The 18,982-nt window shown below is 69.8% G+C and carries 18 protein-coding genes; 6 read left to right on the forward strand and 12 right to left on the reverse strand.

Going from position 1 to position 18,982, the window contains the following annotated elements:
• Positions 1 to 494: 494 nt before the first annotated feature.
• Together ACQE3C_RS05755 and ACQE3C_RS05760 are read right to left on the reverse strand one after the other, a co-directional pair.
• A complete protein-coding gene (locus ACQE3C_RS05755; protein WP_434538217.1) occupies positions 495 to 1,316 on the reverse strand; it encodes an HAD family hydrolase in 822 nt (273 codons plus the stop codon).
• Complete coding sequence (locus ACQE3C_RS05760) at positions 1,297 to 2,205, reverse strand: hypothetical protein (RefSeq protein WP_434538218.1); 909 nt, start codon at positions 2,203 to 2,205, stop codon at positions 1,297 to 1,299. The genes ACQE3C_RS05755 and ACQE3C_RS05760 overlap by 20 nt, the downstream gene beginning before the upstream one ends.
• 157 nt (positions 2,206 to 2,362) lie before the next feature.
• Between ACQE3C_RS05760 and ACQE3C_RS05765 the strand changes: the two genes are divergently transcribed.
• Genes ACQE3C_RS05765 through ACQE3C_RS05780 form a run of 4 tightly spaced genes read left to right on the forward strand, consistent with a single transcriptional unit; the run spans position 2,363 to position 6,526 of the window.
• On the forward strand, positions 2,363 to 3,394 hold the full coding sequence (locus ACQE3C_RS05765) for an AAA family ATPase (protein WP_434538242.1): 1,032 nt from the start codon (positions 2,363 to 2,365) through the stop codon (positions 3,392 to 3,394).
• Positions 3,395 to 3,405: 11 nt separating this feature from the next.
• Complete coding sequence (locus tag ACQE3C_RS05770; protein WP_434538219.1) at positions 3,406 to 4,602, forward strand: DUF58 domain-containing protein; 1,197 nt, start codon at positions 3,406 to 3,408, stop codon at positions 4,600 to 4,602.
• A complete protein-coding gene (locus ACQE3C_RS05775; RefSeq protein ID WP_434538243.1) occupies positions 4,602 to 5,579 on the forward strand; it encodes a VWA domain-containing protein in 978 nt (325 codons plus the stop codon). Before ACQE3C_RS05770 ends, ACQE3C_RS05775 begins: the two co-directional genes overlap by 1 nt.
• A complete protein-coding gene (locus tag ACQE3C_RS05780; protein ID WP_434538220.1) occupies positions 5,567 to 6,526 on the forward strand; it encodes a VWA domain-containing protein in 960 nt (319 codons plus the stop codon). The genes ACQE3C_RS05775 and ACQE3C_RS05780 overlap by 13 nt, the downstream gene beginning before the upstream one ends.
• Positions 6,527 to 6,543: 17 nt before the next feature.
• Here ACQE3C_RS05780 and ACQE3C_RS05785 read toward each other — a convergent pair whose 3' ends face one another.
• Together ACQE3C_RS05785 and folP are read right to left on the reverse strand one after the other, a co-directional pair.
• Positions 6,544 to 8,478, reverse strand: coding sequence for a S9 family peptidase (locus tag ACQE3C_RS05785; RefSeq protein ID WP_434538221.1), 1,935 nt, complete (start codon positions 8,476 to 8,478; stop codon positions 6,544 to 6,546).
• Between the two features lie 23 nt (positions 8,479 to 8,501).
• The gene (gene folP, locus ACQE3C_RS05790) at positions 8,502 to 9,419 is read right to left on the reverse strand and encodes a dihydropteroate synthase (RefSeq protein WP_434538222.1); all 918 of its coding nucleotides are present in this window, start codon (positions 9,417 to 9,419) and stop codon (positions 8,502 to 8,504) included.
• 170 nt (positions 9,420 to 9,589) lie between these two features.
• Here folP and ACQE3C_RS05795 point away from each other — a divergent pair, with 170 nt between their 5' ends.
• On the forward strand, positions 9,590 to 10,708 hold the full coding sequence (locus ACQE3C_RS05795; RefSeq protein WP_434538223.1) for a VWA domain-containing protein: 1,119 nt from the start codon (positions 9,590 to 9,592) through the stop codon (positions 10,706 to 10,708).
• A gap of 141 nt (positions 10,709 to 10,849) precedes the next feature.
• On the forward strand, positions 10,850 to 11,335 hold the full coding sequence (locus tag ACQE3C_RS05800; protein WP_434538224.1) for a DUF3145 domain-containing protein: 486 nt from the start codon (positions 10,850 to 10,852) through the stop codon (positions 11,333 to 11,335).
• A 91-nt stretch (positions 11,336 to 11,426) separates the two neighbouring features.
• Here the strand turns inward: ACQE3C_RS05800 and ACQE3C_RS05805 are convergent, their stop codons facing one another.
• From ACQE3C_RS05805 to ACQE3C_RS05840, 8 genes are all read right to left on the reverse strand, one after another.
• The gene (locus ACQE3C_RS05805; protein WP_434538225.1) at positions 11,427 to 12,674 is read right to left on the reverse strand and encodes a beta-ketoacyl-[acyl-carrier-protein] synthase family protein; all 1,248 of its coding nucleotides are present in this window, start codon (positions 12,672 to 12,674) and stop codon (positions 11,427 to 11,429) included.
• A gap of 101 nt (positions 12,675 to 12,775) precedes the next feature.
• The gene (locus ACQE3C_RS05810) at positions 12,776 to 13,021 is read right to left on the reverse strand and encodes an acyl carrier protein (RefSeq protein WP_207475071.1); all 246 of its coding nucleotides are present in this window, start codon (positions 13,019 to 13,021) and stop codon (positions 12,776 to 12,778) included.
• A 94-nt stretch (positions 13,022 to 13,115) separates the two neighbouring features.
• A complete protein-coding gene (locus tag ACQE3C_RS05815; protein WP_434538226.1) occupies positions 13,116 to 14,105 on the reverse strand; it encodes a beta-ketoacyl-ACP synthase III in 990 nt (329 codons plus the stop codon).
• Position 14,106: 1 nt separating this feature from the next.
• On the reverse strand, positions 14,107 to 15,099 hold the full coding sequence (locus ACQE3C_RS05820; RefSeq protein ID WP_434538227.1) for an ACP S-malonyltransferase: 993 nt from the start codon (positions 15,097 to 15,099) through the stop codon (positions 14,107 to 14,109).
• A 188-nt stretch (positions 15,100 to 15,287) separates the two neighbouring features.
• Entirely contained in the window at positions 15,288 to 16,415 is a 1,128-nt protein-coding gene (locus ACQE3C_RS05825; protein WP_434538244.1) for a PucR family transcriptional regulator, read from the reverse strand.
• Between the two features lie 178 nt (positions 16,416 to 16,593).
• On the reverse strand, positions 16,594 to 17,229 hold the full coding sequence (locus tag ACQE3C_RS05830) for a hypothetical protein (RefSeq protein WP_434538228.1): 636 nt from the start codon (positions 17,227 to 17,229) through the stop codon (positions 16,594 to 16,596).
• A 3-nt stretch (positions 17,230 to 17,232) separates the two neighbouring features.
• Positions 17,233 to 17,712 carry a SigE family RNA polymerase sigma factor gene (locus ACQE3C_RS05835; protein WP_434538229.1) on the reverse strand — a complete coding sequence of 160 codons (480 nt, stop codon included), beginning with the start codon at positions 17,710 to 17,712 and terminating at the stop codon, positions 17,233 to 17,235.
• Between the two features lie 164 nt (positions 17,713 to 17,876).
• On the reverse strand, positions 17,877 to 18,869 hold the full coding sequence (locus ACQE3C_RS05840; RefSeq protein WP_434537931.1) for an IS481 family transposase: 993 nt from the start codon (positions 18,867 to 18,869) through the stop codon (positions 17,877 to 17,879).
• Positions 18,870 to 18,982 lie beyond the last annotated feature (113 nt).

The raw sequence follows: 18,982 nt of genomic DNA on the forward strand, positions 1-18,982 counted from the left end.
TGCAAGGAGTGCACGATTCCTGGCGGCGGGTCAGGAGGCCGGCTGGTCGACCTCCACCGCAACCCCCAGGTGGTCGCTGGGCCACTCACCGCCGTCGACGGGGCGCCCGAGTGTCCAACTGTCACCGACGACCAGCCCGGGAGTGTGAACATGTAGTCCAGGGTGTAGTCGAGGGGCCCGGCCGTGCCCGGGTGCTGCTGTGCGGCGCCTGGGCGATACGCGTCGGTGCCGCCGGCCACCAGGGGGTTCGACTGCAGGATCGTCGCCCGATTGCCCTCGATGGTTTCCACGATCCAGTAGAAGCGCTCCTCGGTCTCACTGGGCAGGTGCACCCGGGAATCCGAGAAGGCAGCCGGGTGAGGATGCCGGGCACCGACACCGCATCTGGGTCGATTGGCGCGGATGTGTGCCGCCAGCAGTGGCACTCGCTCGTCGCGCCGACGGAACAGGATGTTCCAGCTCAGGACCCGCATCGTCCCCTCCAGGTCGGGGGGTCAGGGTGCCACCGGGGTGATCCCGGCCCCACGCAGCAGGTCCTCGATCTGTCGCCCGACACCGGAGTCGTCGTGGTCGCCGGCACTGGGGAACCCGGCCTGCTCCAGCAGCGGGTGGGCGTTGTCCATCCGGAAGGGATGGCCGACCAGCTCCAGCATGGGCAGGTCATTGGGCATGTCGCCGAAGGCGGCCACCTCGTCCGGGGTCATGCCGAGTTCGTCGAGCAGGCTCGCCAACCCGGAGCCCTTGGTGACCCCCGCCCGGGAGACCTCGAGCAGGCCGTGGTCAGAGCTGAACGACCAGGTGGTGGTCATCCGGTCGTCGATCACCGGGGTCACCTCGGCGGCCAGGATGTCGCTGGGCACCCCCAGCCCCATCACCAGCAGCTTGACCGGGGAGCGGGTCTCCACCGCGGCCTCGACGGTCTGGTCCAACAGCAGGTGGGTACTTTCCTCCTTGAGCGGGAACCGCTCGTCGATGGCATAGCCCTCGAGCAGTTCCACTCCGAGGACGAGCCGCGGGTCGGTGGCCCGCAGGTCACTCATCACCGCCAGGGTGGACTCGACGTCGAGCAGGTCGGCCGAGATCACCCGGCCGTGGTGCAGGTCGTAGCGCACGGCACCGTTGCTGGCCAGGACGAGTGGGTCGGCCTCCAGCAGCGGACGCAGCACCTCGAGCCAGCGGAAGGGTCGACCGGTCGCGAAGATGGTGCGCACCCCGCGCTCGGCAGCCTGCAGCACCGCCGCCACATTGCGCTCACTCGGCCGGCCGTCCGCGCCAAGGAAGGTGCCGTCCAGGTCGCTAGCGATCGCCCTGATCAAGGATCAACCTCTGGTTCGGGCTGGGGGAGCCACCGCCGGATTCCGACCCCGATGGTTGCGGGGAGTCCATGCTCGGCGAGTGTGAGGGCGTCCCGTCGGACCCGTCACTCGACGGCGACTGGGAGTCGGGGGAGCCGGACTGGGACGACTCGGGTGACTGCGGCGACTGGGGTGACTGTTCGGTGTTCTCGGTGGGGATGGGGGGCGGGGCCTGGCTCGGCGGGGTGTTCTGGAAGGCGAGCACCGCAATCAGCAGCGCCATCGCCGCCAACAGCAGGGCCAGCAACCAGGAGACCAGCGTGGTCACCCAGCCGGCCCGGTCGTGGCGACCAGGCCACGGCAGCGGCCACAGCCGCGAAGTGCCGGGGTTGGTGTTCGAGAGCCAGTGCAACTGGTAGCCGGGGCCGGTGGGGGCGCCGATCAGCCGCGTCCGGGACAGGTCGACCGCGCTCAGCAGCCGGTTCGCCTCGGCGACCGCGGCCGGTGAGCCGTCATAGGCCAGCACCACCCAGGGGGCCTGCGGACGGCTCGCGGCGGGGGCCTGTTCGGCGACGTACTTCTCGGCCAGCCGACCGGAGTCCTGGCCCTGTCCGCCGCGGGCGAGCACGGTGTCCAGGTGCATCATGTTGACCTCGCCGGCGAACCGGTCGCGGGCCGCTGCATCCCCGGCCGCGCCGGCGGCCAGCACCACCAGCATCACCGAGGTGCCGTCGTCGTCATGGGCGGCGTAGGCGACCCCACTCGGGGTGGCTGCCAGCCGGGCATCCAACCAGTAGCCGTCGATGCGGGGAGGGTCGGCCGACACCAGCGGAGTCGCGAAAACCTGGGGGCCACCCTGTGGTGAACCCGGGAACTGGCCCTGGCCGGGCGCGGCAGACTGGTCAGACATCCCCCCTAGTTCACCACATCACCGAAGCAGGTCGCGGTTGTGTGGCCGGTGACCACGGGGACTGTATCGTGGCGCACAGGCAAGTTCTGGCCAGAACGGCTGCGAACCCACACCACAGGAGTTGACTTTGAGCACGTCCGTACCGTCGTCGGGTTCGATGACCCCCCAGGAAGCAGCCAAGCTGATCGGCGAGGCCATCGGGCAGGTGCAGCGGGTCATCGTCGGCCAGGAGCACATGGTCGAGCAGCTCATGGTGGGGCTGCTGGCCAAGGGCCACATCCTGCTGGAAGGTGTTCCCGGCGTCGCGAAGACGCTGGCGGTGCGAAGCTTCGCGACCGTGGTCGGCGGCTCCTTTGCCCGCGTCCAGTTCACCCCCGACCTGGTGCCCTCCGACATCGTCGGTACCCGCATCTACTCGGCCTCGAAGGAAACCTTCGACATCGAGCTCGGCCCGGTGTTCGTCAACTTCGTGCTCGCGGACGAGATCAACCGTGCCCCTGCCAAGGTGCAGTCGGCGATGCTCGAGATCATGGCCGAGAAGCAGGTCTCGATTGCCGGCCAGACCTATCCCGCGCCCAAGCCGTTCATCGTGATCGCCACCCAGAACCCGGTGGAGTCCGAGGGTGTCTACCCGCTGCCCGAGGCACAGCGTGACCGCTTCCTGCTCAAGGTCGACGTGCCCTACCCGCGCGGCAACGAGGAGTTCGAAATCCTGCGCCGGATGAGCGTCACCCCGCCCACGGCGAACCCGGTCCTGAACCCCGACCGGGTCCTGCAGCTGCAGGACCTGGCCTCGAACGTCTTCGTCCACAACCTGGTCGCCGAGTACATCGTGCGGCTGGTGCTGGCGACCCGCACCCCGGCCGAGTTCGGCATGCCCGACCTGGGCAATGTCATCCAGATCGGCACCTCGCCGCGAGCCACCCTCGGCCTGACCGCCGCCGCCCGCGCCCTGGCGTTGATCCACGGCCGTGACTACGTGCTGCCGACCGACGTGCAGGCCGTCGCCAAGGACGTGATGGCCCACCGCTTGGTGCTCGGCTTCGACGCGGTCGCCGACAACATCCAGCCGACCCAGGTCGTCGAACGCATCCTGGCCATGGTGCCCCCGCCCACGCCCGTGTGGAACCAGCAGCAGCGCCAGGCCAGCCACGGCCAGCAGCGCCACGCCCCTGAGTTCCGGAACTGACCCGGAGCGCGATGAGCAACCCGTCCTTCCCGCCGCCCCAGGGTCGTCCGGTCCAGGGCCCGCCGCCCCCGCAGGGACGTCCGGTGCAGGGCCCGCCGCCGCCGCAGGGTCGTCCGGCCCAGGCACCGCCCCCGCAGGGGCAGCCGCAGTTCGTGCCACCCCAGCAGGGTGGGGGACTGTTCGGGCCCAAGCCCGACCTCGGGGTGGCCCGTACGGTCATCGAGCCCCCCAAGGGCCCCTCGGTCCCGTTGTCGAAGCTGGCCCCCGAGGCCGCGCTGCGGCGACTGGAACTGACCGTGGTCCGGCGGCTCGAGGGCTTCCTCCACGGCGACCACATGGGCCTGCTGCCAGGCCCCGGCTCGGACACCAACGACGCCCGCGTCTACCAGCCGGGCCAGGACGACGTCCGCAAGATGGACTGGGCGGTCACCGCGAGAACCACCGAACCGCACGTGCGCGACACCATGGCCGACCGGGAACTCGAGGTCTGGGCGCTGCTCGACGTCACCCCGTCGATGAACTGGGGAACCGAGGGCATCACCAAGCGTGACCTCGGCATCGCCGCGATCGCCACCATCGGCTTCCTCAGCCAGAAGATGGGCGACCGGTTCGGCGGCATGATCATGCGGCAGGACTCGATCCGCCGGCTGCCGGCCCGCTCGGGCCGCACCGCCCTGTACGGGTTGCTGCGCAAGATGCTGGACGAACCGATCGTGCCCGACCACGCCCCCGGCGACATGACCCTGGAAGCCGGCATCGAGCAACTGACCCGCACCCAGCGGCGCCGCGGCATGAGGGTGGTCGTCTCCGACTTCCTGACCCCCGGCGATTCCGAGCTCGACCCCAATGTCGAACCCGAGTGGGAGCGGGCCCTGCGACGCCTCGCGGTCCGCAACCAGGTGCTCGCCGTGGAGGTCGTCGACGCCCGCGAGCTTGATTTTCCCGATGTGGGAGAGATGCTTATCAAAGACCCGGAGTCAAACTTCGCCCGGTATGTCAACACATCGGACGACGCGGCCAGGGCGCGGATGAACGCTGCCAGCAGGGCGCAGCGGGAACGCGTGAAGGTGTCCTTGCGTCGGGCAGGTGTGGGCCACATCCAACTGCGGACCGACCGCGACTGGGTCCATGACATTGCCCGATTCGTCCTGTCCTACCGACGCACCGCCAGCATGCTGCACACACCGCCCCAGGGAGTCGCCAAATGATGATCGACGTAGCGATGATCACCTGGCCCGAGTTCCAGAACCCGCAACGCCTGTGGGTGCTGGTGCTCGTGCCGCTGCTGGTCATCGCCTACCTGATCATCCTGCGGATGCGCAGCAAGCAGGGCATGCGCTTCACCAACACCGGCATCCTCGGAAAGGTGTTGCCCAAGCAGAGTTCCTGGCGGCGCCACGTGGCCGTCGCGATGACGGTCTGCTCACTGCTGGCGCTGTCCCTGGCCTGGGCTCGTCCGATGGGCATCGACAAGGTGCCCCGCGAGCGGGCGACGATCGTGCTGGTGATCGATGTGTCGTTGTCGATGCAGGCCACCGACGTGTCCCCGAACCGGTTGGACGCCGCGAAGGCGGCCGCCATCGAGTTCATGGGCACCCTGCCCGACAGCTACAACGTCGCGGTGGTCTCCCTGTCGGGCACCCCCCAGGTGCGGATGCCTCCCAGCATCGACCGGGGCGCGACCCAGCGGGCCATCGAGACCCTGGACTACCAGGACTCCACCGCTGTCGGTGACAGCATCCAGGCGGCGCTGAACGCGTTGGCGATGGCCCCCACCGGTGAGGGCGAATCACCCGCGCCGGGTGCGATCGTGCTGCTGTCCGACGGGCAGAACACGACTGGCCAGTCGCCGGGGCAGATGGCCCAGAAGGCCAAGGAGCAGAACGTCAAGCTGTACACGATCGCCTACGGCACCGAGACCGGCTGGGTCGACCTGGACGGCAAGCGTGAACGTGTCGCCCCCGACTTCAAGCTGATGCAGGACCTCGCCAACCAGACCGGCGGCAAGGCCTGGAAGGCCGACAGCGCCAAGGAACTGAGCCAGGTCTACGAGGACGTCCGCGGTGAGGTCGGCTACGAGGAGGTTCGCGTGGAGATCACCGCCCAATGGGCCTTCTACGCGTTGGCCTTCGCGGTGGTGGCCGCCCTGGGAGCGGTGTCCATGGCAGCGAGGTGGCCCTCATGAGTCTTGAGTTCCTGTTGCCCCAGCGGCTGTGGTGGCTGCTGGTGGTGCCCGCCATCGGCCTGCTGTACCTGTACCTGGCCTCGCTGCGGCCCGCCTCGCGGCGCCGTTCGTCCAAGCTCGACCTCGTCCTTCCCCGCGACCGGGCCTGGAAGCGCCACCTGGCCGTCATCCTGGCCCTGTTGGCGATGGTCTCCCTGATCGTGGCCTACGCGAAGCCCAAGGACTTCACCGAGGTGCCCAGGGAGCGGGCCACCGTCGTGGTCGCCATCGACGTGTCGCGTTCGATGATGGCCGAAGACGTCGAACCCAACCGGATGGAGGCCGCCCAGACCGCGGCCAAGGACTTCCTGAAGCTGTTGCCGGACGGGTTCAACGTGGCGCTGGTGGCCTTCGCGGGCACCTCGTCGCTGGTGGTGCCGCCCACCACTGACCGTGGGGCGGTCAGCCGGGCCATCGACAACCTCGAACTGGCCCCCTCCACCGCGATCGGTGACGGCATCTACTCCGGGCTGGACGCCCTCAAGCTGGTGCCGCCCGACCCCGACAACCCCGACGAGATCGCCCCGGCGGCCATCGTGCTGCTGTCCGACGGCGCCACGAACACCGGCCGACCCTCGCTGCAGGCCGCTCGGGATGCGAAGGCCGCGAACGTGCCGGTCTACACCATCGCCTACGGCACCGCGACCGGCTACGTCCTGGAGAAGGGTGTGCGCCAGCCGGTGCCGGTCAACCACCGTGAGCTCTCCGATGTGGCCAAGGAGTCCGGTGGCCGTAAGCTGTCGGCGGCCAATGACAAGGAACTGGCCGACGCCTACTCCCAGATCGCCAGGTCCATCGGCTACGAGAAGGTCTATGTCGAGGTGACCGAGCGCTACGCCGGCTGGGCGCTGTTGTTCGGCATCGCCGCCGCGCTGGCCACGATGTCGCTGGCCGCCCGCTGGCCCTGACCCCGGGGGCCCGGTGCTCACAGCCAGGCCAGCGCCGGCAACTCCTCGGGGCTGCCCAGGGCCCACAGCTGGTCGTAGAACCCATGCTCGGCCAGCAGCGCCCGGCGGCGGGCATCCAAGCCGCGGAAGCCGTGGCCCTCGCCCTCGAACATGACCAGGGCCACCGGCTGGCCGGCCGCCTTGACCGCGTGGGCCATCGACTCGGCCTGCGCCGGCGGCACCACCTTGTCCTCGGTGCCCTGCAGGATCAGCATCGGGGTGGCCAGCCGGTCGACGTGCAGGATGGGGGAGCGCTCGGCGTAGACCTGCTGCTGCTCGGGCCAGGGCCCGACCAACCCGTCGAGGTAGCGCGACTCGAACTTGTGGGTGTCGCTGGCCAGCATCGCCAGGTCGCCGATGCCGTAGCGGCTGACCCCGGCGGTGTAGACGTCGGTGGTGACCAGTGACTGCAGGGTGGTGTACCCGCCGGCGCTGCCGCCGGTGATCGCCACCCGCGCGGGGTCGACCAGGCCCTGGCCCACCAGGTGCTCGACCACGGCACGGCAGTCGTCGACGTCGACGATGCCCCAGTTGTCCTTGAGCCGGTTGCGGTAGTCACGCCCGAACCCGGTCGAGCCGCCGTAGTTGACGTCGACCACCGCGAAACCCCGGCTCGTCCAGTACTGCAGTTTCGGTGACCAGCTCGGGTGGGCCATACCGGTGGGCCCGCCGTGGCTGAGCACCACCAGGGGCGGCAGGTCGCCGTCGACGGGGCGGACCCCGGGCAGGTGCGGCGGGTAGAACCAGGCCTGCACCCGGCCGTGGTCACCGTTGGTGGACACGTTCTGGGGCAGGCTGACGTTCGCCGGGTCCGGCGCGGCACCCGCCCGGGCGATGGTGGTCAGGGCCCCCGAACCCGGGTCGACCCGGACGACCTCGGTGGGTCGCGTGGTGTACTCGAGCACGGCCCAGATCGCGTCGTCGTTGCCGGCCAGGGACTCCACCGCCGCCAAGTCGGGCACGGGGATGACGGTCTCCGAGTGCTCCTCCAGCCCGCAGGCCACCAGTTCGGCCTGCCCGTTGCGGTAGCGCGTGCCGACGACCACCCGCGGGTGCGACGGCGGCCAGGCTGCCCAGGTCTGGTTGCCCAGCGTCCACTGGGGGACCTCGTGGTCATGAAGGGTGCGGCTGATGCTGCGGGTCCCCCCCGGGGCATCCAGCAGCCAGTTCCAGTAGCCGGAGCGATCACTGACATACATCAGCCCGGCGGGCGTCCAGCGGGGGTGCACGGCAGAGGCCCCCTCGCTGACCAGGGTCGGTTCGCCGACCGCGCGGGTGTGCTCGTCCAACGGGGCGGTGAAGATCTCGGTGTGGTCCCAGGGCATGTTCGGGTGCTGCCACTGGCACCAGGCCAGCACGCCGTCGGCCGACAGTTGCGGGTCGGCGTAGAAGTCACTGCCCTCGACCAGCACGCGCGGCACGACCAGCTCGGACGACCCGCTGTCGGGCAGGTCGAAGGCCACGACCCGGGTCACTGGCTCTCCGGGTCCCCGGTGGTCCTCCTGGACGGCGAGCAGCAGGTTGCGGTCCAGATGCAGCCGAAGGTCCCCGTAGCGCAGGTCCGGGTCCGGGGCGGTCAGCGGGGCCCAGGCCGTGCCCCGCCGCAGCCACAGCCGGCGCGTGCGGTCATCGCAGGCGACCACCACACCACCGTCTGCGGCCCACGCGCCACCGCCGTACTCGCCGAGCCGGGTCCTGACGTCCAGGTCGGGGCTCAGTTCCACGGCCCCGGTCGCACCGCTCGCCCCGGGTGACAGCTGCATGATGGTGTTGCGCCCGTTCTCGGTGGGACGCACCTCGAGCCACAGCACGGCGGCCCCGTCGGTGCGTACCTCTGTCAGCCCGAGGGCGGAGCCCAGGACGTCGTCGACGGTGATCGGGCTCGGCCAGGCGCCGAAGGCTAGCGAGGTCATGGCCTCACCCTAGGGCAGTCCGGTCACAGGTTGTGGCGCAGCCTCGCGGGCGCCCGCCAGCCCATGATCGCCTCGAACATGCGCACCGCGTCGACCGCGGCGTCGACATCGTGCATCCGCAGCACCCGGGCGCCGGCCATCAGGCACCAGGTGGCGGCGGCGACCGAACCGTGCACCCGCTGCTCCTGGGGGCGGTCCAGGGTTTCGCCGATGAAGTCCTTGTTCGACACCGCGGCCAGCACCGGGTGGCCGAGCCGGGTGAGCGCGCCGAGTTCCCGGGTGACCTGCAGCGTGTGCAGGGTGTTCTTGTTCAGGTCGTGGCCGGGGTCGATGATGATCTGCTCGGGTCGCACCCCTGCGGCCAGCGCTGCGGACACCCGCTCGTCCAGGGTGGCCACGACCTCGGCGGTGACGTCGGCGTAGTCGGGGTGGGCGAGCCACTCGTGGGGGGCGGCCAGTGAGTGGGTCACCACCAGCGTGGCGCTGGAGCCGGCCACCGCCTCGGCCATGGCCGGGTCGGACAGGCAGGAGGTGTCGTTGATGACACCGGCGCCGGCGGCCAGGGCCTGCCGGGCCACCTCGGCGCGGGTCGTGTCGACCGAGACGACCACGTCACTGGCGGCCACCACGGCCTCGACGACCGGCAGCACCCGGTCGACCTCCTCGTCGGTCGAGACCGCCGGGGTCAGCGGCGAGAAGGGCACACCGCCGATGTCGACCCAGTCCGCGCCCGCCGCGGCCGCCGCCGTGCAGGCCTGGACGGCCAGGTCCAGGGCGAAGGTGGCGCCGTGGTCGTGGAAGGAGTCCGGGGTGCGGTTGACCACCGCCATCACCACGGCCTGCCGGTCCAGGTCGAACTCCCGGGTGCCGATGCGGCGGTGGGGGTGGTCAATCCGGGGGGTGATGATCGGCAGCGTGGGCCGGGAGGGGCGCTCTGTCACGGCCACAGCCTAATGCCGCCCCGGAACTCAATTGTGTAACACCATTGTGCTCATCGTCCGGTCTCGATAGGGTCCGGAGCAAGGGCCTGCCTCCTGACCGTGTCCCGGTCGCCCCAGCCCGCCGTGCCAACCCTCGCCCGGCGACGCCAACACCAGTGAACGAGAGATCCATGTCCAAGAAACCGTTCCTCAGAATCGTCCTCGCCGTCCTGGTGGCGCTGGGCATGGTGGTCACCACCGTCCCCCGGGCAGCCGCCGACGACCCCGCACCCAACCCGCCCTGGCCCTCCTACTGCGGCTTGCGGCTCGGCATCATCCTCGACCTGTCCGGGTCGCTGAGCAACACCCACGTCCAGCAGTCGAAGGACGCCTCGGTGGCCGCGATCCAGGCCCTGGTGGGCACCAACTCGGCCGTGGGCCTGCACACCTTCTCCACCGCTTCCCCGCACGTCGGCTCGAGCGCGGCCATCGAGTTCCTCCCGGTGAGCGTGGCCACCAGCGCCTCGGCGCAGCCGCTGATCGACTACACCACCGGTTTCGACCGTGGTTTCGGGGGCAGCACCAACTGGGCTGGCGCCTTCGAGCGCGTCACCTCCTTGGACCTCGACTACGACGCGGTCCTCATGGTGACCGATGGCTACCCGAATGCGCTGGCACCGGCCATCGATGCGGCCAATGTGCTGAAGAACGCCGGCACCCGCGTCGTCGGCGTCGGTGTCGGCAGCGGTGTCAACGATGTCACCATCAAGCAGATCTCCAGCGATGATGCCTACTTCCCGGTGGCCAGCTTCGACGCCCTGGTCGACTCCCTGAAGGACGCTGCCCTGGAGTCGTGCCGCGGGTCGGTGAACATCACCAAGCTGGTTGACGAGGACGACGGCAACCCCGCCGCCCCGGCCGCCGGGTGGACCTTCAACGGCACGGGCTCGGAAGAGGGCAGCGCCGTCACCGCCGCCTCCGGTGTGGCCTCGCTGACCTACACCAGTGACCAGGCCAGTGTCACGATCACCGAGCAGTCCCAGGCCGGCTACGTGATCTCGCCGCAGGGTGGGTTCAACGCCGTGTGCACCATCAACGGTTCGCCGCTGACAGTCACCAACGTCCCCAACGGGTTCCAGTTCGGGCCGCTGACCAGCACCGACGTGGTGATCTGCACCGTGGTCAACATCGCCGAGGGTGACACCCCACCGGTGACCACGCCACCGGTGACCACGCCACCGGTCACGACCCCGCCGGTGTCGACCCCGCCGCCGAGCAAGCCGCGCCCCCTGCCTGACACCGGCGCCTGATACCCGGACCACCGCCCGGCAGTGAACCCCGTTCGCTGCCGGGCTTGTGGTGCCCCCGGGGGTGGGGCAGACTGGGTGCCACGGCCAGTCCGGTCACGAACGCATCACTGGGGAAGGTGCATCCGTTCGTGAGGAGGAACTGTGTCGACCCGTGGCATCATCTGGATCCACTCGTCGCCCGCCGCGCTGCGCTCCCACGTGGAGTGGGCCCTGGCGGGCGTTCTTGGCGTCCCCGCACACCTGGAGTGGTCGCCGCAGCCCGTCGAGCGCGGCAGCTACCGGGCAGAACTTGAGTTCGACCACCACCCCGGGACGGCGGCCGCGATCGCCTCGGCCTTCCGCAAGTGGGGCCGACTGCGTTTCGAGGTCACCGAAGAGCCCTCGAACGGCCACGACGGCCAGCGCTACAGCTTCACCCCGGCGCTCGGCATCTTCCATGCCGGGATGGGTGTGCACGGCGACCTGCTGGTCAGCGAGACCGACCTGCAGCAGGCCATGGCCCACGGCCTCGACGGTCTCGAGGAGCGCCTGGCGGCCCTGCTGGGCACCCCCTGGGACGAGGAACTGGAGGCATTCCGCCACGCCGGTGACGGTTCCACGGTGCGCTGGCTGCACCAGGTGGGTTGAGCCCGGGTTGGTTGAGCCCGGGGTTGGTTGAACCCGGGAACGCAGAAACCGCCCGGCGGACCGGGCGGTTTCACAGCGGCGGCAGTAGTGCTCAGCGGTTCTGGTGCTGGTTGGTGACCGCGATGCACACGTTGTGACCACCGAAACCGAACGAGTTGTTCAGCCCGGCCAGGTCACCCTCGGGCAGGGTTTCGACCTGGGTGGCGACCTTGACCGGCAGGTCGGGCTCGAGGTTCTCGATGTTGATGGTGCCCGGCACCTTGCGCTGGTTGAGGGCCATCAGGGTGGCGAAGGTTTCCACCGCACCGGCCCCGCCGAGCAGGTGCCCGGTCATCGACTTGGTGCCGGTGACCCAGGCGTTGTCGGCCGCATCACCCAGCGCCGCACGGATCGAACCGGCCTCGGCGACGTCACCCTGGGGGGTCGAGGTCGCATGGGCGTTCACGTGGATGATGTCGCTCGCCGCGAGGTTCGCATCGCGCAGGGCCTTCACCATGGCCTTCGACTGGCCGGTCCCGGCCGGGTCGGGCTGGACGATGTCGTGGCTGTCGGCGGTGATACCGGCACCGGCGAGGGTGCCGTAGATCTTGGCGCCGCGGGCGGTGGCATGCTCGAGGGTCTCGATGACCAGCATGGCCGAGCCCTCACCGAGGACGAAGCCGTCGCGGTCGGTGTCCCAGGGCCGCGAGGCGGTCTCGGGGGAGTCATTGCGCCGCGACAGCGCCTGCATCTGGCCGAAGGCGGCCAGCGGCAGGGGGTGGATGACCGCCTCCGTCCCGCCGACCACGGAGATGTCGGCGCGACCCAGGCGCAGCATGTCGACGCCCTGGGCGATGGCCTCGTTGGACGAGGCGCAGGCCGAGACGGGGGTGTGGACCCAGGCGCGGGCACCGATCTTCAGGCCGATCTCGGCCGCCGGGGCATTGGCCATCAGCATCGGGATGGTGAACGGGCTCACCCGGCGGTGGCCCTTCTCCTTCTGGACGTCCCACTGGCTGAGCAGGGTGTGCAGGCCACCAATGCCGGAACCCGCCGCCACGGCCAGGCGGTCCTGGTCGAGGTCGTGCTCGAGGGTGAGGCCGGCGTCTGCCCAGGCCTCCATGGCCGCGATGACGGCCAGCTGGGTCGAGCGGTCCCAACGCCGGGCCTTGACCCGTTCCAGCTTCTCCAGCGGGTCGTAGGTGACCTCGGCGGCGAACTGGGTGGGCAGCGCTTCGGCCCAGTCGTAGGGCAGGGAATGGACACCACTGCGTCCGTCGAGCAGCCCTTGCCAGGTGGTGGGCGCGTCGGCGCCGAGCGGCGTGATGGCGCCGACGCCGGTGATGACGACCTCAGTCATGGTGTCCTCCGGGTAGAAATGTTCTGCATGTCTTGCGGGTGGTCTGCGGGGTGGTGCTGGTGTGGGGCGGAGGGGCTGCCTCCGCCCCACGGGCGCGGGGCTCAGCCCTGGGCGCGCTCGATGAAGGCGACGGCGTCGCCCACGGTGTTGAGGTTCTTGGCGTCCTCGTCGGGGATGGAGACGCCGAACTTCTCCTCGCAGGCGTAGATGATCTCGACCATCGACAGCGAGTCGACGTCGAGGTCATCGGTGAAGGACTTGTCGAGCTGGACGTCCTCGGCGGCGACTCCGGCGACGTCGTTGACGATCTCGGCGAGGTCGGCGCGGATCTCTTCGGTGCTGGCCATCTGGCCCTCCTTTGTTGTGGTTCCCTGCTCGGGGCGGTCCCGGCAGGGCAGTTTCTTGCTTGGTGGGTGTTGCAGGGTGGCAGGCTGCCGCGGCTCAGGGGAGTCGCAGTACCTGCCCGGCGTAGACGAGGCCTGCGCCGAATCCAATGGTGAGGGCAATGTCGCCGGACTTGGCGGCACCGCTGTCCAGCAGGGCCTCCATGGCCAGCGGCACCGAGGCCGCCGAGGAGTTGCCCATGTGGGTGATGTCGCGGGCCACCACGACGCCCTCGGGGAGCTTCAGGTGGCGCAGCATCGAGTCGGTGATCCGGTTGTTGGCCTGGTGGGGGACGAAGACCTGCAGGTCTTCGGGCTGCAGCCCGGCAGCGGCGAGCGCCTCGTGGGTCTTCTCGGCGATGGCGGTGGTGGCCCACTTGAAGACCGCGCGACCCTCCATGGTGATCTTGGGGATGTCCCCCTTCTCGACCGAGTCCCACGAACGGATGTCGATGACCGGGGCCTGGGAACCGTCCGAGCCCCACACGGTGGGACCGATCGAGGGTTCGTCCGAACCGCCGACCACCACGGCACCGGCCCCGTCGCTGAACAGGAACGCGGTCGACCGGTCAGCCAGGTCGATGAACATGCTCAGCGCCTCGACGCCGATCAGCAGCACGTTGCGGGCCAGCCCGCCGCGAACCATGGCGTCGGCCTGGCCGATGCCGTAGCAGAAGCCGGCGCAGGCAGCCGAGATGTCGTAGGCGGCCGGGTCGCTGAGGCCCAGGCCGTGGGCGACCTCCACCGCGAGCGAGGGGGTCTGCTTGAAGTGCGACACCGTCGAGATGATCACGGCATCAATCTCGTCGGCGTTCAGCCCGGCCCGTTCGATGGCCTTGGCACCGGCCTCGGTGGCCATGCTCAGCGCAGTCTGGGTCTCATCGACCCAGCGGCGCTCCACGATGCCGGTGCGCTGCTGGATCCACTCGTCGGAGGAGTCGATGTAGGTGCACATCTCCTCGTTGTCGACGACGCGGTTGCCACGCACCCCGGCGACGCTGAGCAGCTTCGAGTAGGCGGGGCCGGTGGCGGTCTTGATGGTGGGCACGTCAGTCCTCGTCGGTCGTGTGGGCAGGGTCGAGTCCGCGGCGAGCGGTGCCGGCCGACTGGTCGGGCCCGCCGTGCTCGGTGACGAAGGCGCGGGCCTCGTCGAGCTGGTCTGGGGTGTCGAGGCTGAACCGGGCGACATCCTTCAGGTTGCGCTTGGCGATGCCGGTCAGGGTGCCGGCCGGCGGGAGTTCCAGGATGCCGGTGACACCCAGGTCGGACAGGGTCTGCATGCACAGGTCCCAGCGCACGGGGTTGGCCACCTGGCTGACCATCCGCTGCAGGTACTCGACGCCGGAGTCGACCACCTGGCCGTCGGCGTTGCTGAGGATCTTCGTCCGCGGGTCGTGGGTCGACACGGCGCGGGCCAGCTGCCCGAGGCGGTCGACGGCCGGCTGCATGTGGATGGTGTGGAAGGCACCGGCGACGCTCAGCGGGATCAGTCGGGCGCGGTGCGGCGGGTTCTGGGCGAGCACCTCGAGCTGCTCGGTGGTGCCGGCGGCCACGATCTGGCCGGAGCCGTTGTTGTTGGCCGGGGTCAGCCCGGCCGCCTCGATCGCGGCCAGCACCTCGTCGCGGTCGCCACCGATGACCGCGGTCATCGAGGTCGGGCGGATGGCGGCGGCCTCGGCCATCAGCCGGCCGCGTTCGCGCACCAGGACCATCGCGGCCTCGACGCTCAGGATGCCCACGCCGGCGGCGGCGGTGAGTTCACCGACGCTGTGTCCGGCCACCACGGCCACCCGGCCGAAGGCGCTGGCCGGCTGCGGGAACAGTTCCAGGGCAGCCAGCGAGCCGGCGGCCACCAGCAGCGGCTGGGCGATGGCGGTGTCGCGGATCGTGTCGGCGTCCGCCTCGGTGCCGTAGTGCACCAGGTCCATGCCGGTGACGGTGCCCAGCCAGTCGAGGCGGGCGGCGAAGGTCGGCAGCTCGAGCCACGGACGCAGGAAGCCTGGTGTCTGGGAGCCCTGACCGGGCGCAACGATTGCAAGCACAATCTAACTGTGCCCGGATTGGCCGCGTGGGGCCGCCCAGAACGGTACGAAAACTGAGAGGGCGACCTTGTGGGGTTCCCACAAGCCGACCGGCCCGAGGGCGGAAAGGACCGCCCCGGCGGCGCGCGGAACACCACAAAACCACTCCCCGCGGCCGATGAATCACCTTCGCGTGATTCAGGCTGCTCTCAGGAACGGCCCTGGCTCAGGCGTCCGAGTGTGATCGCCAACCGCAGCACGTAGGCGTCGCGCGGGTCGGCGGGGGAGTAGGTGGTCACGTCCTGAATGCGCTTGAGCCGGTAGCGCACCGTGTTGGCATGGACGAACAGTGCCCGGGCGCTGGCCTCGACCGAGCAGCCGTGGTCGAGGAAGCTGGCGCAGGTTTCCAGCAGGTCACCGCCGGCCGACTGCAGCGGTTCGTAGATGTCGTGGGCCAGGATCCGCCGCGCGTGGCCGTCACCCGACAGCGCTCGTTCCGGCAGCAGGTCCATCGCCGAGATGATGTCGGGGCCCTCGGGCCAGGCCGGTGCCACCCGGTGGCCCGACATGGCTGCCCGCGCCGACAGGGAGGCATCGACCAAATCCTCCACGACCGGGCCGACCACGATCGGGCCGGGGCCGAAGCGGGCCTTGAACTTCGTCGCCAGCGCGATGCCACGCTCGGCCGAGCCGGGGCCGACCTCCAGGTCGGGGCCCGACAGGATGACCACCAGCCGCTCCCCGTGGACCGCGGTCAACGCGTTGACCCGGTGGCGCTCGGCGTCGCGACGCACGTCCTCGGCGGCGCTGGCAGTGTCCTTCGGCGCCGCCCCGACCACCACCGTGACCGGGGTGCGCGACTGCCAGCCCAGGGTGGAGGCGCGCGAGACGACCGTTTCATCGGCCTCGGCGCGCATCACCGCATCGACGACCAGGGCCTCCAGTCGGGCGTCCCAGGTGCCGCGCTGCTCGGCGGCGCGGGCATAGACCTCGGCGGCGCTGAAGGCGGCCTCGCGGGAGTAGTGGATGATCGCGGTCGACAGCACCTGCCGGTCGCCGCGGGGCAGTTCGGTCTGGATCTGCTCCTCGACCACCGAGATGGTGACCCGGACGAGGTCGACGGTCTGTTGCAGGGTGATCTTGCGGGTCAGGGCCCGCGGGGCGGCGTCGAACATCGTTCCGGCCGCCGCCCGGGTGCCGGGTTCGGCGCCGAACCAGGCCACGAAGCCGTCGATGCCGGAGCGGGCGACCACGGTGATCCAGGATCGTTCCTGGGCGCCCAGTTCGTTGAACCAGGGCAGCCGCTGTTCCATGGCGTCCAGGGCCGCCGTGGTCATCTGCGAGGTCGCGCTGGCCAGCCGCTTCACCAGGCCGACGCGGGCGCGGGCCGAGGGCACCAGGGCATGGGCCGTCCCGGGAATGGGATCTGCCATGCGGGTCCTCCTCGGGTCGAGCCTCCACCGTGGAACCAGAGCATATCGAGGAAGCAGGCAGTCGAACCCCCCGGCTGCCGGGTCAGCAGTCCTTGGCGCGATAGACCAGCCAGACGTCTGCCTCGGTGGGGGTGGGTCGATGCCCGACCCTGATGGCTGGCATGGTGATCTCGCAATTTGGATCGCTGCCCTGCTGGACGTGGATGGGTGCGCCGACCTTGCCAATCGTGCTGGAGCCGTTCGGCCAAGGCCCGTTCCAGACCCGGCGGGCACGATCCTGGATCTCGACGATATTGCAGGGCACCGTTCCGAGTCGCTCCCCAGGCGTGCCGGGCTCGTCCGTCTGGGTGTAGATCTTGCCGTGCCAGTAGAGCATCGCCGTGTAGGCAGGGATCTCGACGAATCCGGGGGTGGATTTCGGCGACGGGCAGCCTGCGGGGAACGAGGTGGGGGAACCTGCTGACCTGTCGGTTGACGTGCTGGGGTGACTGGTCACAAGCCGGCTCCCGGTGGCGCTGGGGGTGGCCGTGGTCGCAAGGACCGCCTGGTCGCGCACCGGCACCAGTTGGATTGCCACGGTGACGGCAGCCACCGCCACCACGGCAGCGGCACCGGCGCCGAAGACCCGGTGACGCAGCAGGCGCCGGCGCCCCGCGTTGGCGACCTCGATCGGGTCAATCGGATCGATGTCGGGAACGAGGTCTCTCAGGGTGGGCATGGTTCAGTCCTCCAGCAGGTCAGCAAGCTCGGTGTGTGTCCGCAGCCGCGCCAACGCCCGAGCGCACTGGGTGGTGACGGTCTGCTCACTGCAACCCAGGACGGTGGCCGTCTCCCGCACGGACAGGTCGTCAAGGTGTCTCAGCGCCACGATCGCCCGTTGCTGTTGCGGCAAAGTGGCCAGGGCCGCCACCAGACTGGCGCGTTCGAGGTGGTGGCCATCGATGGTGGGGCGTTCCGGTGGGTGGTCGGCAGGATGCTCGGGTCGCGGACGTCGTCCCCGCCACAGGTTGAGCATGATCGTGCGCAGGTAGGCACGCGGCGAGTCGGCCTTCTCGACCAGGCGTCGCTTCACAAAGCCCCGGACCAGCGTCTCCTGCGCCAGGTCATGGGCCAGATGGGTGTCGCGGGTGAGCGCCCAGGCCAGCCGCAGCAGGCCGGCCTGCTCACTGCGGACCAGTTCGGCGTAGGCCTCGGGCTCCATGTCCACCCCCTTCACTGAGTATGGACGGGTCCGGGCAGCAGTTTCGTCAACACGACCCGGCGACGACGTCAACACACAAGTTTCCCAGAGCACGCGCCCTGCCATATGACAGGGCGGGTGCTCTGGGGAACTTGTGTGTTCACGCCCAGCGGCGCGGCCACCACCTAGGTGTTGGAGCGCATGACGTTGGTGACGCGTGCCGGGGTTCGGGTGGCTGGGGGTTGGTCTCGGCAGGCGGTGTGGGGTCGATGGTAGTTGTAGTGGATGTTCCAGATCTGTATTGCCCGGGTGCGTTGGTCCTCGCAGTTGTAGGGCCGGGCGTAGAGCACTTCTTCGGCCAGGATCCGGTTGTAGCGCTCAACTTTCCCGTTGTGGCGAGGTGTGTAGGCGCGGATGAACTGGTGTTGGCGTGCCCAGCCCCGCAGCGAGCGTTCGACGATCGCTGCCCTGTAGGGGTTGCCGTTGTCGGTGACCACGCGGGTGACGCGGGTGATCCCGTGCGCGGCGAACCAGGCCCTGGCCCGGTTGATGAACCCGAGCACGGTGGTGGCCCGCTCGTCGGTCAGGGACTCGGTGTAGGCGAGCCGGGAGTATCCGTCCACGGCGGAGTGGAGGTAGCGGTAGCCGACCCGGGTGCGGTGTTTCGCCTTGTCCTGGTTCGATCCGCGGCCATGGGCCCGCCAGCCGCCGCCCTCTCGCAGCGCGCCGACCTTCTTCACGTCGACGTGGACCATGTGGCCGGGGTAGCGGGCGATGATCCGTGCCGGCGCACGGGTCGGTTCTCCCTCGACGTCGAGCCAGCGGCGATGGTTGAGTCCCAGCCGGGTCAGCCAGCGTGCGACGGTGGCGACGCTGGTCCGGTGCCCACGCTCGTGCAGTTCGGCGGTGATCAGCCGGGCCGACCACTTGTGGTCGCGGCGTAGTTGCTCGATCAACTCCACCACCTGCGGTGGGGTCTGGGTCGGTGAACTGTGGGGTCGGCTGGAACGATCCAGCAGGCCTTCCTCGCCGTGGAGGCGGTGACGGTTGACCCATTTCGACAGACAGGCCCTCGACACTCCGGCCTCGGCGGCGACGTGGGCGATCGGGCGGTGTTGGCACCGGATGACCAGGCGTCGACGTGCTTCAAAGGTCAGCGCGGCATTACGGTGGTGAATCAAGGGCGGGCTCCTCGTTCCGATGGTTGTCTCGCAACTCCCATCCTGCCGAGGACCCGCCCCCTCTCACGTCCCGGCGCGTGCAATCAACCTCATGACCCGCAACACCTAGG

This window comes from Aestuariimicrobium sp. Y1814 (assembly GCF_050113895.1).
Classification (GTDB): Bacteria; Actinomycetota; Actinomycetes; order Propionibacteriales; family Propionibacteriaceae; genus Aestuariimicrobium.

What these genes read in the sequence shown, in the direction of transcription:
- ACQE3C_RS05760 (WP_434538218.1), bottom strand. Translation starts at nt 2,205, where the DNA reads ATGTCTGACCAGTCTGCCGCGCCCGGCCAGGGCCAGTTCCCGGGTTCA.
- ACQE3C_RS05765 (WP_434538242.1), top strand. Translation starts at nt 2,363, where the DNA reads ATGACCCCCCAGGAAGCAGCCAAGCTGATCGGCGAGGCCATCGGGCAG.
- ACQE3C_RS05770 (WP_434538219.1), top strand. Translation starts at nt 3,406, where the DNA reads ATGAGCAACCCGTCCTTCCCGCCGCCCCAGGGTCGTCCGGTCCAGGGC.
- ACQE3C_RS05775 (WP_434538243.1), top strand. Translation starts at nt 4,602, where the DNA reads ATGATCGACGTAGCGATGATCACCTGGCCCGAGTTCCAGAACCCGCAA.
- ACQE3C_RS05785 (WP_434538221.1), bottom strand. Translation starts at nt 8,478, where the DNA reads ATGACCTCGCTAGCCTTCGGCGCCTGGCCGAGCCCGATCACCGTCGAC.
- ACQE3C_RS05795 (WP_434538223.1), top strand. Translation starts at nt 9,590, where the DNA reads ATGTCCAAGAAACCGTTCCTCAGAATCGTCCTCGCCGTCCTGGTGGCG.
- ACQE3C_RS05805 (WP_434538225.1), bottom strand. Translation starts at nt 12,674, where the DNA reads ATGACTGAGGTCGTCATCACCGGCGTCGGCGCCATCACGCCGCTCGGC.
- ACQE3C_RS05810 (WP_207475071.1), bottom strand. Translation starts at nt 13,021, where the DNA reads ATGGCCAGCACCGAAGAGATCCGCGCCGACCTCGCCGAGATCGTCAAC.
- ACQE3C_RS05825 (WP_434538244.1), bottom strand. Translation starts at nt 16,415, where the DNA reads ATGACCACGGCGGCCCTGGACGCCATGGAACAGCGGCTGCCCTGGTTC.
- ACQE3C_RS05830 (WP_434538228.1), bottom strand. Translation starts at nt 17,229, where the DNA reads ATGCCCACCCTGAGAGACCTCGTTCCCGACATCGATCCGATTGACCCG.
- ACQE3C_RS05835 (WP_434538229.1), bottom strand. Translation starts at nt 17,712, where the DNA reads ATGGAGCCCGAGGCCTACGCCGAACTGGTCCGCAGTGAGCAGGCCGGC.